Origin of the sequence: Caballeronia sp. ATUFL_F1_KS39, from assembly GCF_023630985.1 — a bacterium.
GTDB lineage: Bacteria > Pseudomonadota > Gammaproteobacteria > Burkholderiales > Burkholderiaceae > Caballeronia > Caballeronia zhejiangensis.
Genome location: NZ_JALQDZ010000043.1, coordinates 85,044 through 101,222, shown reverse-complemented (window position 1 = coordinate 101,222; position 16,179 = coordinate 85,044). Strand labels below are relative to the sequence as shown.

Annotated in this window: 13 protein-coding genes; 10 read left to right on the top strand and 3 right to left on the bottom strand. The window is 62.0% G+C overall.

Features of this window, described 5'->3' with window-relative positions:
* Positions 1-327: 327 nt before the first annotated feature.
* The 3 genes from NCR93_RS23340 to NCR93_RS23330 form a co-directional block, all read right to left on the bottom strand.
* The gene (locus NCR93_RS23340; RefSeq protein ID WP_175982657.1) at positions 328-552 is read right to left on the bottom strand and encodes a hypothetical protein; all 225 of its coding nucleotides are present in this window, start codon (positions 550-552) and stop codon (positions 328-330) included.
* A 104-nt stretch (positions 553-656) separates the two neighbouring features.
* Positions 657-1,181, bottom strand: coding sequence for a septal ring lytic transglycosylase RlpA family protein (locus NCR93_RS23335; protein WP_372492540.1), 525 nt, complete (start codon positions 1,179-1,181; stop codon positions 657-659).
* 54 nt (positions 1,182-1,235) lie between these two features.
* On the bottom strand, positions 1,236-2,159 hold the full coding sequence (locus NCR93_RS23330) for a peptidoglycan DD-metalloendopeptidase family protein (RefSeq protein ID WP_241814157.1): 924 nt from the start codon (positions 2,157-2,159) through the stop codon (positions 1,236-1,238).
* A 107-nt stretch (positions 2,160-2,266) separates the two neighbouring features.
* On the opposite strand from NCR93_RS23330, the gene NCR93_RS23325 reads away from it, so the two are divergent.
* The 10 genes from NCR93_RS23325 to NCR93_RS23280 all read left to right on the top strand — a co-directional run bounded on the left by NCR93_RS23325 (position 2,267) and on the right by NCR93_RS23280 (position 16,114).
* On the top strand, positions 2,267-2,707 hold the full coding sequence (locus NCR93_RS23325) for a P-loop NTPase family protein (RefSeq protein ID WP_241814158.1): 441 nt from the start codon (positions 2,267-2,269) through the stop codon (positions 2,705-2,707).
* 98 nt (positions 2,708-2,805) lie between these two features.
* A complete protein-coding gene (locus NCR93_RS23320) occupies positions 2,806-4,056 on the top strand; it encodes an MFS transporter (protein ID WP_175982655.1) in 1,251 nt (416 codons plus the stop codon).
* 2 nt (positions 4,057-4,058) lie between these two features.
* A complete protein-coding gene (locus tag NCR93_RS23315) occupies positions 4,059-5,447 on the top strand; it encodes a NarK family nitrate/nitrite MFS transporter (RefSeq protein WP_034472401.1) in 1,389 nt (462 codons plus the stop codon).
* A 204-nt stretch (positions 5,448-5,651) separates the two neighbouring features.
* On the top strand, positions 5,652-9,359 hold the full coding sequence (locus NCR93_RS23310; protein WP_175982654.1) for a nitrate reductase subunit alpha: 3,708 nt from the start codon (positions 5,652-5,654) through the stop codon (positions 9,357-9,359).
* Positions 9,356-10,909 (top strand): nitrate reductase subunit beta, encoded by a 1,554-nt coding sequence (gene narH, locus NCR93_RS23305; RefSeq protein WP_175982653.1) that lies wholly within the window; start codon positions 9,356-9,358, stop codon positions 10,907-10,909. Before NCR93_RS23310 ends, narH begins: the two co-directional genes overlap by 4 nt.
* A gap of 13 nt (positions 10,910-10,922) precedes the next feature.
* Positions 10,923-11,600, top strand: coding sequence for a nitrate reductase molybdenum cofactor assembly chaperone (gene narJ, locus NCR93_RS23300; RefSeq protein WP_250532289.1), 678 nt, complete (start codon positions 10,923-10,925; stop codon positions 11,598-11,600).
* Positions 11,597-12,280, top strand: a complete 684-nt coding sequence (gene narI / locus NCR93_RS23295; RefSeq protein ID WP_175982651.1) for a respiratory nitrate reductase subunit gamma — start codon at positions 11,597-11,599, stop codon at positions 12,278-12,280. Before narJ ends, narI begins: the two co-directional genes overlap by 4 nt.
* An 18-nt stretch (positions 12,281-12,298) precedes the next feature.
* Entirely contained in the window at positions 12,299-14,149 is a 1,851-nt protein-coding gene (locus NCR93_RS23290; RefSeq protein ID WP_175982650.1) for a type IV pili methyl-accepting chemotaxis transducer N-terminal domain-containing protein, read from the top strand.
* A gap of 45 nt (positions 14,150-14,194) precedes the next feature.
* On the top strand, positions 14,195-14,863 hold the full coding sequence (locus NCR93_RS23285; RefSeq protein WP_175982649.1) for a response regulator: 669 nt from the start codon (positions 14,195-14,197) through the stop codon (positions 14,861-14,863).
* A gap of 75 nt (positions 14,864-14,938) precedes the next feature.
* Positions 14,939-16,114, top strand: coding sequence for an NAD(P)H-dependent flavin oxidoreductase (locus NCR93_RS23280; RefSeq protein ID WP_175982648.1), 1,176 nt, complete (start codon positions 14,939-14,941; stop codon positions 16,112-16,114).
* Positions 16,115-16,179: the final 65 nt, after the last annotated feature.

The window sequence follows — 16,179 nt, the reverse complement described above, 5'->3', positions numbered from 1 at the left end:
CGCCGTTGCACGGCTTTGCGCCGCGTCAAGATCATGCCACGCGCGATTTTTCGCGATGACGCGAATGGTTGAAATTTTGTTTCAGATCAAGTTGATGCGACGGAGTGTCGCGCGAAGGCGGAACTTTTTGCCTACTCCGAAAGGAGCAGGCGAGTCTACAACGAAGGGATGGAATTGCGAGTGTGATAAAGCGACGTCAAAGCGTGTTCGAGCCGCGCGCGATGGATCGCCGCGATAACTTCGCCGGGTTCGATCGTCTCACGTGTTGGAGCCGAGCCGCGTGCCTAGGTGAAGCCACGGCTCAGGCGCCTTCTTCGGTTCTTCTCGCTAAAGCCCGGCGAGAGGCCGGGATTCCCGAATGGCATTCGATCGCTCGATTTCATCGCGCCGTCGCTGGCTCGCATCGGCAATGGCCTCGCGGTTCGAAGCGCTCCATGCGGACATGGTCGCCTGCATCACGTCGATCGGACTCCCCTTGGTGTCGATCGCAGCCAGGACGCAACCCAGAAGGTAGATCAGCACGAACAGGAAGATGCAGGACCGGCGCGTCATGAGTTGCGGTGCATAGGCGGCAATGGAAGGAGCATTGCCTTGGTGAGTGGGAGGCGGGGGGACGGTGCCCGCTTGTGTGAGAGTCGAGACATGGGAGCGGCAGTCTACGACGGAGTATGGAAACCGGAATCGGTCGATAATTCGACTTGGGCCGAACCACGCCGGACAATGCCCAGCGCAGCGGCTGCCCCGTATGACAGATCGATGATTCTGTTGCGTGAAACCGGACCGCGATCGTTGATTCGGACGAGGACGGACGGGCTCCCTCCCGGAAGCGTGACGCGGATCCACGATCCGAGCGGTAGCGTGCGATGTGCCGCTGTCATGGCATACATGTCGAAGCGCTCGCCGCTGGCGGTGCGTCGACCGTGAAACGTTCGCCCGTACCAGGATGCAATCCCGGCTTGATGGTACGCGCGCGCGGTCGGTGTCTCGTCCGGCCGGTCGGATGAAGTGATTTCGGTCGAAACGCAATCGTCGTTTGCGGATTGAACCGGAAGGCTCGATGCGCTCGCCGGTTGGTTTGTCGAAGCGCCCTCATTGCCTTGCTCGGACAGAGAGGCTGCACATCCGGCGATCAACAGGATGCAGGCGAAGGCGCTGAGGATGCGCGGCTGAAGCATGTTCATTCGGTGCATATCGCTTTGTTCGAGAGCAAGTAACCTGACCTGACGTTCGACGGATCACGAAGCGCAGTCGGAAAGGTAGGGCAGGGGATCGACTGGCTGACGATCCCGTCTCACCTCGAAAAGCAGCGATGGCTGACCATTCGTTTGAGCGCCCATCGTCGCGATGGCTTGCCCCTTCGTTACGTCGGCCCCTTCCTTGGTCAGAACGTTTTGGATATGGCCATAGGCAGTCAGGTAGCGACTGTCATGTTTCAGTATTACGAGGCTGCCGTAGCCCGCGATCTCGTTACCCGCATACACCACGCGTCCTCCTTTCGCCGCACGGATCGTGTCTCCCGCTGCGCCACCGATGACAACGCCCCGGACCCCGTCCACACCGAAGCGCTTCAGGATTGGGCCCTTTATCGGCCAGGACAAGGAATCGGATCGGCAGCGTGTTGCGTTCACACTCCGCTGCGTGGAATCGTCCGAGCCGGCAACCGATGCCGATGGCGGACCGACCCGCAGCAGTTGGCCGTTCGTCAGTGGAGTGCTGGCGGAAAGCCCGTTCCAGGCGGCAATCGCGTTCGGGTCGCGACCGTAGGCGGCTGCGATCGAAGCGAGGGTGTCCGCGCCTGTGACGCGGTAGAAGCCGGCAGGTGCCGCCGGCGCAGCGGCAGCGTCGGTTTGCGAAGCTGGCTTGGTCGCGGTCTGCTCGAGCGTTCGACTGGCGCATCCGCCAAGAACGAAGCTGAAGACGACGGCAAGACATGCTGCGCACGACAGGCGGCGCGATTGGACAGAGCTAATCATTTGGACTTCTTTGAGCTTCGGTGCCGGCAAAGAGGCGAAGTGGCGCACTTTTGCCATGCCGCGCTGGTGGTGTTGATCGGATTGTTTGGCGGATGCGACGCCGGCAAAAGCCAGCGGCGGCGGAAGCAGCGAGTTCGAATCTGCTGAACATCGCTCTATCTCAAATTGCACGAGGCGAAGCGGCAATTCGTCATTGCGGATAACGGTGTTTTGCGTCCGGCGTTGACCGTTACACCGTCGGTTGACACTCTTTGACGATGCGGTGGTTCAAAGAGGCGCGCTCACCGGGCGCCATGCTTGGAACTGACATTCGATGCAATGAAAGCAGCCATATCGCGTTCCACGCGGCTCGGCCCGAGCGGTTGCAGCAAGACGACGCTGCGCTCCTTGCCGGGCTGGAACGTCCGGTCGGCGGATCGATTTCGGTGAACGGCGTGACCGTTTTCTCGGCGCGCGACGAGACCTTTGTGCCGCCGAATCGCCGCAAGTCCGGCATGGTGTTCGAACCGCTCTCGAACCTCGACGCAAAGCTACGCGACAGGATGCGTTTCGAGCTTCGGCACGACCGATTTCATGATCGGCGGAGAGATCGTGCTCGCGCGTGTGCATCCATCGCACAAAACGCCGGTCCGGGAGACCATCCATTTTTCGATCGATCCGGCGAGTTGCATCGCGCTGGCATCGCAGAACGCGTGACGCGACAGGCACTACTCCGTCCGGACTACGCCGCATGAGCTAGCGGCACAGCGCCGCCGCATCCGCACGGCGGATAGGCGTCTCGCGCGACGCTCCTTACCCTTGTCGGGAAAGTTACAACGACAAGGAAAGGACGATGAGCGTCGTCGACTCAACCCTCGCTACAAAAGCATCGACCGACACGCGCGCCTGGCGCGTGCTCGGCGCAAGCACCTTCGCATTCACGATCTGCTTCGCCATCTGGATGGTCTTCGCCATTCTCGGCATCCCTCTCAAAAAGCAGCTTCATCTCACCGATACCGAGTTCGGCCTCATCGCCGCGACGCCGGTGCTCACGGGTTCGTTGCTGCGCGTGCCGCTCGGCATCTGGACCGACCGTTTCGGCGGCCGTATCGTCTTTTTCTGCACGATGGCAGTCACTATCGCGCCAATCTGGCTGATCGGCTATGCCACGGAACTGTGGCAATTCCTCGTGCTCGGCTTGTTCGTCGGCGTCGCGGGCGCGTCGTTTTCAGTCGGCACGCCGTATGTCGCGCGCTGGTTCCCGAAGTCGCGTCAAGGCCTCGCGATGGGCATCTTCGGCGCGGGCAATTCGGGTGCGGCGCTGACCAAGTTCGTCGCGCCCGTGCTGATTCTCGCGGCGGGCACATGGACGATCGTGCCGAAGGTCTATTCCGTCGCGATGCTCTTCACCGCGATCGTCTTCTGGTTCGTGTCGGCGTCCAATCCCGCGCATCGCAGCGCCAGCACGCAGAGTTTCGCCCCGCAGATGACCGTGCTGAAAGACCGGCGCGTGCTCCGTTACGCGCAGTACTACTCGGTCGTGTTCGGCGGCTACGTCGGCCTCGCATTGTGGATGCCGCAGTACTACGTGAATCAGTACGGCTTCGGCATTGAACAGGCCGCGTTTCTAGCCGCTTGCTTCTCGTTGCCGGGCGGCGTGCTGCGCGCGCTCGGCGGCTGGATGTCGGACCGCTTCGGCGCGTACCGCACGACCTGGATCGTCATGTGGGTCGCGCTCGCGTGCTTCTTCCTGCTGAGCTATCCGGTGACGGATTTCGTCGTCCACGCGAAAGACGGCCCGCGCACCTTCCACATCGAAATGGGACCGGTCGCCTATACGGTGCTCATGTTTGTCGTCGGCGTTGCGATGGCGGTCGGCAAGGCGTCGGTGTTCAAGTTCGTGTCGGACGAGTTCTCGACGAACATCGGCGCCGTGTCGGGCATCGTCGGCCTCGCGGGCGGACTTGCCGGCTTCCTGTTGCCGATTCTCTTTGGTTTGCTCGTCGACCTCACCGGCGTGCGTACCACCTGTTTCATGCTGATGTTCGGCGCGACCGCGGTCAGTCTCATCTGCATGCACTTCACGTTTCAACCCAAGCACTAACCATGTCTTCACGCTATCTGCTCACTCGCTGGGATCCCGAGAACGCCGCCTTCTGGCGCGCAACGGGCGAATCGGTCGCCCGCCGCAACCTCTGGATCTCGATTCCCGCGCTCGCGCTGGCGTTCGCCGTGTGGTCGCTGTGGAGCGTCGTCGTCGTCAATCTCGATAAGGGTGGTTTTCACTTCACGAAGGACCAGTTGTTCTGGCTCACCGCGTTGCCTCCGCTTTCTGGCGCGACGCTGCGCATCTTCTACTCGTTTCTCGTGCCGATATTCGGCGGACGCCGCTTTACAGCGTTCTCCACCGCGAGTCTTCTGATTCCAGCGCTCGGCATGGGCTTGGCGCTGCGCGATCCGTCGACGGGCTATCCGACGCTGCTCGTTCTGGCGTTGCTGTGCGGCCTCGGCGGCGCGAATTTCAGTTCGTCGATGGCGAACATCAGCTTCTTTTTCCCGAAGGCGAAGAAGGGTTTCGCGACGGGCATGAACGCAGGCATCGGCAATCTGGGCGTGTCGATCGTTCAGTTCGTGACGCCGCTCGTGATCTCGGCGAGCGTGTTCGGCGCATTCGCGGGCGCAGGCCAGTCCTACGACGTGAACGGCGTCGAGCACAGCATCTGGCTGCAGAATGCGGGCTTCATCTGGGTGCCGTTCATCGTCATCTCGGCGCTCGCGGCCTGGTTCGGGATGAACGACATCGCCGATGCAAAAGCCTCGTTCGCCGAACAGGCCGTCATATTCCGGCGCAAGCACAACTGGCTCATGTGCCTGTTGTACATCGGCACGTTCGGTTCGTTCATCGGCTTTTCGGCGGGCCTCGCGTTGCTGACGAAGGCTGAGTTCCCATCGGTCAATCCCACTGCTTACGCGTTCCTCGGGCCGCTCGCTGGCGCGCTCACGCGGCCGGTCGGCGGCTGGATCTCGGATCGCCTCGGCGGCGCGCGCGTGACGCTGTGGACCTTCATCGCGATGATCGCGGCGGTGTTCGGCGTGATGGCGTTTCTGCCGCACGACGGCGCGAGCGGCAACTTCGCCGGCTTCCTCGCGATGTTCATCGCACTGTTCGCGCTGACGGGCATCGGCAACGGCTCGACCTTCCGCATGATCCCGGTGATCTTCCTGACGCAGAAGCAGCGCGAAGCCGAAGGCGAATCCGACTCGGCGAAAAAGCAGGCGCTGCACGAAGCGGGAAAAGAATCGGCGGCGGTGCTCGGCTTTGCCGGTGCAATCGGCGCGTACGGCGGCTTCTTCATTCCGCGCAGCTTTGGCACGTCGATGAGCATGACCGGCTCGCCCGACACCGCGCTCTGGTGCTTCATCGCCTTCTATGCGCTGTGCGCGGCGGTGACGTGGTTCTGCTATGCACGCCGCAATGCGGACATGCCTTGCTGAACCCTCCGGCACGCGGGGCGCGTAGTCGGGCCTCAAGTTCGTCCGCGTGCGCGGAGATAGACCTAGTCCGAAAGGAGTACGCGCACTAGTCCGTCTGATGCGCGTCGACGCCTCCTTTCGGGGAATGGGCGCGCGGCGATCGCGTCCCTACACTCGAATCAACGTATTCATGGCGGCGCATGGCCGCCACGCCCGGAGAAACGGATGAGTCACTTTCTGGATCGGCTGAGGTTCATGTCGCGCATCAAGTCCACGTTCTCGAATGGACATGGCGCGGTCGTGAACGAAGACCGCAAATGGGAAAACGGCTATCGCAGCCGCTGGCAGCACGACAAGATCGTGCGCTCCACGCATGGCGTGAACTGCACGGGCTCGTGCTCGTGGAAGGTCTACGTGAAGAACGGCCTGATCACGTGGGAAACGCAGCAGACGGATTATCCGCGCACGCGCCCCGATTTGCCGAATCACGAACCGCGCGGGTGTCCGCGCGGCGCGTCGTATAGCTGGTACGTGTATTCCGCGCAGCGCGTGAAGCATCCGATGGTTCGCGGCCGTCTCATCGAAATGTGGCGCGAAGCGCGCAAGACGCTCGATCCGGTCGCGGCGTGGGCGTCCATTTGCGAAGACCCCGTGAAGGCAAAGCGCTACAAGAGCGTGCGCGGCCTCGGCGGTTTCGTGCGCGCCGACTGGGACACCGCGAGCGAGATCATCGCGGCGGCGAATGCGTACACCATTGGCAAGTACGGGCCTGACCGCGTGATCGGTTTCTCGCCGATTCCAGCGATGTCGATGGTTTCCTATGCGGCCGGCGCGCGCTATCTGAGCCTGATCGGCGGCGCATGCCTGTCGTTCTACGACTGGTACTGTGATCTGCCGCCCGCATCGCCGCAAATCTGGGGCGAGCAGACCGACGTGCCCGAATCCGCCGACTGGTACAACTCCACGTACCTGATGGTTTGGGGCTCGAACGTGCCGCAGACGCGCACGCCCGACGCGCACTTCTACACCGAAGTGCGCTACAAGGGCACGAAGACGGTCGCGGTGTCGTCGGATTACGGCGAAATGGTGAAGTTCGGCGACATCTGGCTCGCGCCGAAGCAGGGCACGGACGCCGCGCTCGCCATGGCGATGGGCCACGTCGTGCTGAAGGAATTCCACGCGAGCGGCAAGTCAGCGTACTTCCGTGACTACGTGAAGCGCTATACCGACATGCCGATGCTCGTCGTGCTGCGCGAACACGAAGGCACGCTCGTGCCCGATCATTTCCTGCGCGCATCGCAACTGCAGAACGATCTCGACGAAGCGAACAATCCGCAATGGAAGACGCTCGTCATCGACGAGACGAGCGGCAAGATCGTCGCGCCGAACGGCACGATCGGGTTCCGCTGGGGCGAGGCGAATCACAACGACGGCGCGAAAGTCGGCCGCTGGAACCTCGAACAGAAGGACGGCGGTTCGGGTCGCGACATCGATCCGTGCCTGTCGCTGATCGACGCTCATGACGAGATTGCAGAGGTGAGCTTCCCATACTTCGGCGCGGAGCATGACGCACTGCTCGCGCGTCGCGTGCCGGTGAAGCGCATCACGCTCGCAGACGGCACGGGCGCGCGCGTTGCGACCGTGTACGACTTGCAGATGGCGAACTACGGCGTGGATCAGGGCCTCGGTGGCGCGAACGTCGCGACGTCCTATGACGACGACACCCCGTACACGCCCGCATGGCAGGAAAAGCACACGACCGTGCCACGCCGTCTCGTGATCCAGGTGGCGCGTGAGTTCGCCGACAATGCGGACCGTACGCAAGGCAAGAGCATGGTGATCGTCGGCGCAGCGCTGAATCACTGGTATCACAACGACATGATTTATCGCGGCATCATCAACCTTCTGATGATGTGCGGCTGTGTCGGCAAGAGCGGTGGCGGCTGGGCGCATTACGTCGGCCAGGAAAAGCTCCGTCCGCAATTCGGCTGGGCGCCGCTCGCGTTCGCACTCGACTGGTCCCGTCCGCCGCGCCAGATGAACGGCACGTCGTTCTTCTATAACCATACGAGCCAATGGCGTCACGAGAAAGTCGCCGTCGACGAAATTCTCGGGCCGACCGCCGACAAGTCGCGTTACGAGAATCTCTCGATGCTTGACATGAACGCGAAGTCCGAGCGCATGGGCTGGTTGCCCTCGGCGCCGCAACTCGGTGCGAATCCGCTCGATATCGTCGACGCCGCGAAGCGCGCGGGTCGCGATCCGATTGAATACACGGTGGAGCAACTCAAGTCGGGCAAGCTCGATTTCGCATGCGACGACCCCGACAATCCGGCGAACTTCCCGCGCAACATGTTCGTGTGGCGCTCGAATATTCTGGGCAGCTCCGGCAAGGGACACGAATACTTCCTGAAGTATCTTCTCGGCACGCAGAACGCGCTCTTCGGCGATGAGGCCGACGCGATCAAACCCGGCGAAGTGAACGTGCGCGACGCGGCGGAAGGCAAACTCGATCTGCTGACCGTGCTCGATTTCCGTATGAGCACGACTTGCCTCTATGGCGACATCGTGCTGCCGAGCGCGACGTTCTATGAGAAGAACGACCTCAACACGTCGGACATGCATCCGTTCGTCCATCCGTTGTCAGAAGCGGTGCAACCGTTATGGGAAAGCAAGAGCGACTGGGAAATTTATAAGACCATCGCGAAGAAGTTTGCGGAAATCGGCGGAAAGCATCTCGGCACGCGCACGGACCTCGTCTGCACGCCGCTCATGCACGACACGCCGGGCGAACTTGGCCAGGCGTTCGAGCCGAAGGACTGGCGTCGCGGCGAATGTGACCTGATCCCCGGCAAGACGGCGCCCTCGATGACGGTCGTCGAGCGCGACTACACCGCGATCTACGAGAAGTTCACGTCGGTCGGTCCGCTGCTGGAGAAACTAGGGAACGGCGGCAAGGGCATCAACTGGAATACGGCGTACGAAGTCGAAGAGCTCGGGAATCTATCCGGTCAGAGCAAGGGACGTCCGCGTCTTGAGACGGCCATCGACGCCGCCGAGATGATTCTCACGTTTGCGCCTGAAACGAACGGCCACGTCGCGGTGAAGGCGTGGGAAGCGCTCTCGAAGATCACGGGACGCGATCATTCGCACCTCGCGCTCGGTCGCGAGCACGACAAGATCCGTTTCCGCGACGTTCAGGCGCAACCGCGCAAGATCATTTCCGCGCCCACATGGTCCGGGCTCGAGTCGGAAGAAGTCAGCTACAACGCGGGCTACACGAACGTTCACGAACTGATTCCATGGCGCACGCTCACGGGGCGTCAGCAGTTCTATCAGGATCACCGCTGGATGCTCGATTTCGGCGAGGGCTCGTGCGTCTACAAGCCCGCGATCGACACGAAAACCATTGCGCCGATGCTCGGTGCAAAGCCTAACGGCGAGCACGAACTGGTGCTGAATTGGATCACGCCGCACCAGAAATGGGGCATTCACTCGACGTACACGGACAACCTGCGCATGCTCACGCTGTCGCGCGGTGGCCCGCATGTGTGGGTCTCGGAAGCGGAAGCAAAGGAAGCCGGTCTCAGGGACAACGACTGGGTCGAAGTGTTCAACGTGAACGGCACGCTGACGGCGCGCGTCGTCGTCAGTCAGCGGGTGCCGCGCGGAATGTGCCTCATGTATCACGCGCAGGAAAAGATCATCAATGTGCCGGGCGCGGAGACGAGCGGCATGCGCGGCGGTATCCATAACTCGGTCACGCGCACAGTGCTCAAGCCGACGCACATGATCGGCGGATATGCGCAACAGGCTTACGGTTTCAACTATTACGGCACCGTGGGCAGCAACCGCGACGAATACGTGATCGTGCGCAAGATGAAGAAAGTCGACTGGCTCGAAGGCCCGCTGAAGGAAGGAGCAGCATCATGAAGATCCGCGCCCAGGTGGCGATGGTCCTGAATCTGGACAAGTGCATCGGCTGCCATACGTGTTCGGTGACGTGCAAGAACGTGTGGACGTCGCGCGATGGCGTCGAATACGCGTGGTTCAACAACGTCGAGACGAAGCCGGGCATCGGCTATCCGAAGCAGTGGGAGAACCAGGAGAAGCGGAACGGCGGCTGGATTCGCAAAAGCGACGGACGCATCGAGCCGCGCCAAGGGCCCAAGCTGAAAGTGCTCGCGAACCTTTTCGCGAATCCGAATCTGCCTGCCATCGACGACTACTACGAGCCGTTCACATACGACTACGAGCGCCTGCAGAACGCGCCGCTTTCGGAAACGCCGCCCACGGCGCGCCCGGTGTCCGCGATCACGGGCAAGAAGATGGACAAGATCCATTGGGGCCCGAACTGGGAAGACGATCTCGGCGGCGAATTCGATTCGCGCGGACGCGACGCGCTGTTCGAAAACGTGCAGAAGGAGATGTACTCGACATTCGAGAACACCTTCATGATGTATCTGCCGCGACTGTGCGAGCACTGCCTGAATCCGGCATGCGTGGCGTCGTGCCCGTCGGGTTCGGTGTACAAGCGCGAAGACGATGGCATCGTGCTCGTCGATCAGGACAAGTGCCGCGGCTGGCGCATGTGCGTGTCCGGTTGCCCGTACAAGAAGATGTATTTCAACTGGAAGTCGGGCAAGGCCGAGAAGTGCGTGTTCTGTTATCCGCGTATCGAAGCGGGTGAGCCGACGGTGTGCTCGGAAACCTGCGTAGGCCGTATCCGCTATCTCGGCGTGATGCTGTACGACGCGGACCGCATTGCCGAGGCTGCGTCGGTCGAAGCGACGACGGATCTCTATCAGTCGCAACTCGATCTGTTCCTCGATCCGCACGACCCGCAAGTTCAGGCCGAAGCGCTCCGTCAGGGCATCGCGCAAAGCTGGCTCGACGCGGCGAAGCGCTCGCCGGTGTATCGCATGGCGTGCGAGTGGAAGGTCGCGTTCCCGTTGCATCCGGAATACCGCACGCTGCCTATGGTCTGGTACGTGCCGCCGCTCTCGCCGATCCAGTCGGCCGCGGATGCCGGTCACATGGGCATGAACGGCGTGATTCCGGACGTGAAGAGCTTGCGCATTCCCATGCGCTATCTCGCGAACCTGCTCACCGCCGGCGACGAGGCGCCGATCGTCTCCGCGCTGAACCGCATGCTCGCGATGCGCGCGTTCAAGCGTGCGCAGAACGTGAACAACGTGAACGATGACGCCGTGCTGAACGATGTCGGCCTCACCGCGTCGCAAGTGGAAGAGATGTATCAATTGATGGCGATCGCCAACTACGAAGACCGTTTCGTCGTGCCGTCGTCGCACAAGGAAATGGCGCAGGACAGCTTTGACGAAAAGGGCAGTTGCGGCTTCTCGTTCGGCAATTGCGGATCATCGGGGGTATCGGACGGATCGCTTTTCGGATCGCGAACGCACGGCGAAGTAAGTTACGCGGCGTTGCCGAAGTCGCGCAAGAAGGCACTGCAGGAAGGCTGACCGAGGATCACTTATGTCGCTCTATTCCATACTTTCCGCGCTGCTCGATTATCCCGAGCCCGCGCTTCTTGACGCGCTGCCAGAAATCGAAGCCGCGTTGCACGACTGGCCGCAGGCCCAAACGCGCCTTGCACCGCTCATCGCGTCGCTGAAGCGTCCGCTGATCGAAGTGCAACTTACATACGTGGCCACGTTCGACCGCAATCCGTCGCATTCGCTGCATCTGTTCGAACACGTTCATGGCGAAAGCCGCGATCGCGGTCAGGCGATGGTCGATCTGCTCGACGAGTATCGCGGTCTCGGCCTCGATATCGAATCGAACGAACTGCCCGACTACGTGCCGCTTTTTCTCGAAGCGCTGGGCGCGATCGAGCCGGCCCGCGCGCAGTCGCTGCTCAATGACGCCATTCATGTGCTCGATGCCATCGGTGAACGTCTCGCGCGCAATGAGAGCCCGTATCCGACGGTTTTCGCGGTGTTGCGCGAGCTCGCGACGGTCGACCCGCGTCCGCTCACGCAGCCGCCCGTGCGCGACATGGACGAAATGCTCGAAACCTTCGGTCCGGGCGCGGACGGGGTCGAGCCTCTGCTCGCACCGCACATGCGCCAGGATACGCAGACCATTCGCTTTCATCCGCGCGGCGCAATGACTGCCGGCGCGGCCGCTCTTGCCGCAAAGGACGCACGATGAACATGCTCAACTCCTTCGTTTTCGGTATCTATCCGTATATCGCCGCCAGCATCTTTCTCTTCGGCAGCTTCGTGCGTTTCGAACGCGAGCAATATTCGTGGAAGGCGGATAGCACCCAACTCGTCGATCGCGGCAATCTCAGACTTGGCAACATCTTGTTTCACGTCGGGATTCTCGGGCTGTTCTTCGGGCATGTCGTCGGCCTGCTCACGCCGGTCGCCGTATGGGACGCGCTCGGCGTCGAGCATAGCGTCAAGCAGGTATTCGCAATGATCGCTGGGGGTGTAATGGGCACGTTATGCCTCGCAGGCTTGCTGATCCTGCTGCATCGACGCTTGACGAGCGCGCGCCTGTCCGCCGTGACGAAAGTCGGCGACCGCGTGTTGTTGCTGTGGATCTTGATCACGCTGCTCCTGGGTCTATCGACGATTGGCGTATCGGCCGGTCACATGGACGGCTCGATGATGGTGCGGCTCATGACCTGGGCCCAGCACATCTTCACGTTCAGAGCCGATGCCGCGCACTATGTCGCAGATGCGCCGCTGCTCTTCCGTATACATTTGTTCATGGGCATGAGTCTCTTCGTGATATTCCCGTTCACGCGTCTCGTGCATGTGTGGAGCGGCTTCGCTTCGCTCGGCTATCTTGGGCGGGCCTGGCAATTGGTCCGCAGCCGCTGATTCCCTTGATCGAGAAGCATGTTCCTGTCGTCGTTTCGCGAACGTCTAACCACACGCATCGTCACGCTGTCGATGGTGTCGCTGGTTCTCGTGCTCGCGATGATCGGCGGGACACTCTGGCTCTCATGGCAACTGCAGGGTGCAGGCGCCGCGATCAACGACGCAGGCAGCCTGCGCATGCGCGCGAACGCAGTCGCAATTGCGCTATTGAAGGGTGAAAAGGCGCCATCGCCGTTGCTGCAACTGCAGATCGAGCAGATGAACGCAACGCTCGACCGCCTGCGTAAAGGCGATCCAGCGCGCCCGCTCTTCCTTCCAGACGATGTCGATGTGCGCCGACAGTTCGATCACGTCGCGAACGCGTGGCATTCGCGACTCGAACCCGATGTTCGCGAGGGCATGGCGAGCGCAGACCCACAGGCGGTGGCGCGCTATCTGCTGCAATTGCGCACTTTCGTCACTGGCGCCGACGACCTCGTCGGCTTGATCGAGCGGGAGAACGCACGCAAGACCGCGTGGCTGCGCACGTCGCAGATGGCGCTTGCGGCGATGGCGTGTATCGGCACCGCGGCGATCGTCTATTTGCTCTTCTTGTGGATCGTCGTGCCCGTTCAGCGCTTGCAGGACGGGCTTGCGCGCATCGAGGCACGCGAGTTCGATGCGCGTCTGCCCGTCGAAACGCAGGACGAGTTCGGACATCTTGCCGCGGGCTTCAATCGCATGGCCGCGGAATTGCAGACGCTCTATCGCGACCTTGCGGGCCGGGTCGAAGCGAAGACCGCCGAGCTGGCCGCGCAGAACCGCGAACTGACGGCCCTTTATGAAATGGCGGCGTTCGTGAATCAGCCGAATGACGTCGACGCGCTGTGCCGAGGCTTTCTTGCACGCCTCATGCGTCAATTCGACGCCGACGGCGCGGCGGTTCGTCTCTTCACCGAAGATGGTCAAGTGCGTCTGATCGGCTCGGAAGGATTGCCGGCCGCGCTGCTTCAGGACGAAAGTTGCTTCGCCGCAGACGCCTGCGCATGCGCGCAGCGTTCATGCCAACGCGCGGGTTTCGCGAGCGTCGCGGCGTTCAGCATCGTTTCGCAAGGCGAGAAGCTCGGCGCGTTCTCGCTGCACTTCGGCGGCGAGCGGACTATTCCCGCAACCGAAGCGCACTTGCTCGAAACACTCGGCACGCACTTCGGCACAGCGCTCAAGAACCGACGGCTCGCGGCATTGGCGCGGCAGCTTGCGGTGTCGGAGGAGCGAAATCTCGTTGCGCAGGGCTTGCATGACAGCATCGCGCAAAGCCTGAACTTCATGAAGATGCAGGTACATCTTCTGGATGCGGCCACGCGCGAAGAACGCATGGACGAAATCCGCGAAATCGTGCCTATGCTTACGAGCGGATTGGCGGAAAGCTACGACGACGTGCGCGAACTCTTGATGAATTTTCGCACCAGGCTCGGTACCGGCGATCTGAGGCGGGCGGTAAACGAATCCGTCGAACGCTTTGGCATGCAGATGGGTATCTCGCCATCGCTCGACTATCGGGAGGAAGGCGGCTTGCCTTTGCCGCCGGATCAGCAGTTGCAAGTGCTTTTCATTTTGCAGGAGGCGCTGTCGAACATTCGCAAACACGCGGAAGCTCAGCGCGTTTTCGTGACGATCGTCAATGGTCGTGACTTTAGCCTCCTTGTCGAAGATGATGGTCAGGGCTACGATCCAAAGGAGATGGCCGTCCTTGGCGAGACGCATGTCGGCTTTCATATCATGCGCGAGCGCGCGCAAAGGCTCGGCGCAATTCTGCGGCTGACCGGAGCGCCAGCATGCGGGGCGCGCGTCGAACTCGTCTTGCCCGCCCCGGCGCGTCAGGCTGTCTGAATATGGTCACGCGCGCTCGCTTCGAGAGCTGCTTCGAGTTGTGTCATGACCATCCGCATTCTGTTGATCGACGACCACGCGTTATTTCGCTCAGGCGTTCACGCGCTCCTGCAACGGCAGTCAGACTTCGAAGTCGTCGGCGAAGCGTCCGACGGGCTCGAAGGTCTCAAGCGCGCCAAGCAATTTCGCCCGGACGTGATTTTGCTCGATCTCAACATGCCCGGACTATCCGGCCTCGAAACGCTCAAGTTGCTCGTGCAGGACGTACCGGAAACGGCGGTCGTCATGCTGACCGTATCCGAAGATCTCGACGAACTTTCATTGGCATTGCGCGATGGCGCGTGCGGCTATCTGCTCAAGAGCATCGAAACGGAGACGCTCGCAAGCGCGATCCGCAAGGCGGCGGGGGGCCAGCCCGTCATCGCGGACGACATGACGGCGAAGCTCATCGCAAGCATGCGTGCACCGAAGGCAGCGCCGGTTCCCGCTCCAGCGGTCGCCGCCGATCCACTCACTACGCGCGAGCGCGACATCATGCGCGAACTGTCGCACGGTGCAAGCAACAAGGAAATCGCGCGCTCGCTGATGCTCGCGGAAAGCACGGTGAAGATCCACGTGCGCAACATTTTGCGCAAGCTCAATCTCACGAGCCGCGTGCAGGTCGCGATATACGCGGTCGGGCACGATGCGGTGCAGGCAACGGAAGCCGTTTGAACGGTCGTCGCGCTGCATCGAAGCTCGGATCACATCAAGCTGTACACCATGAATTCACATCAAACTGATTTGCCCATGACCTCTCACGATCATTCTTTCGCGCCGCTCACGATTCGCGGCCGCAATCTGCTGCCGATCGTGCAGGGCGGCATGGGCGTCGGCATTTCCGCGCATCGGCTCGCGGGCAGCGTCGCGCGAGAAGGCGCGGTCGGCACCATCGCGAGCATCGACTTGCGTCATCATCACGAAGACTTGCTCGCCATGTGCCGCGAAGACCACTCGCGGCCGACGCTCGAGCGCGCCAACCTCATCGCGCTCGCGCGCGAGATCAAGTCGGCGCGCGAGTTGTCGCAAGGACGCGGCATGATCGCCGTGAACGTGATGAAAGCCGTGAGCGCGCACGCCGATTACGTGCGCGTGGCGTGCGAAGAGGGCGCCGATGCCATCGTGATGGGCGCGGGCCTGCCGCTCGACTTGCCCGATCTCACGCAAGGTTGCGATATCGCGCTCATTCCGATTCTCTCCGATAGCCGCGGCGTCACGCTCGTCCTCAAGAAATGGATGAAGAAAGGCCGCTTGCCCGACGCCATCGTGATCGAGCATCCCGGACACGCGGGTGGCCATCTCGGCGTCGCGGACGTCGCCGATATGAACGACGAGCGCTTCGGCTTCGAGCGCGTTCTGAAGGAACTCGATGCATCGTTTGCGGCGCTCGGACTCAAGCGCGAAGACGTGCCGGTGATCGTCGCGGGCGGCATCAACAGCCATGAAGCCGTGCGCAAGTGGCTCACGGCCGGCGCCAACGGCGTGCAGGTCGGCACGCCGTTCGCCGTCACCGAGGAGGGCGACGCGCATCCGGAGTTCAAGCGCGTGCTGGTCGAGGCGGAGCCCGAAGATATCGTCGAGTTCATCAGCGTGACCGGCCTGCCCGCGCGCGCCGTCAAGACGCCGTGGCTCATGCGCTATCTGCGTAACGAAGAACGCATTCGAACGAAAATCGGCGCGCGCAAACAGACGTGTCCGTCGGCGCTCGAATGCCTGAGCGCGTGCGGCTTGCGCGATGGCATCGAGAAATTCGGGCATTTCTGCATCGATACGCGGCTTGCCGCGGCATTGCGGGGCGACGTCGGCAATGGACTGTTCTTCCGCGGGCGCGAAAAACTGCCGTTCGGCGCAGCGATCCGCAACGTGCGCGATCTGATCGAACTCCTGTTGACGGGCGCGACGAAATCGTCCCCGGCGGCGTGCTGAGAAGCGGAAACATCGTGTTTCGCTGCGAGCCGTGACCGATCGTCCCGTTCCTATTGGCTCGGAAC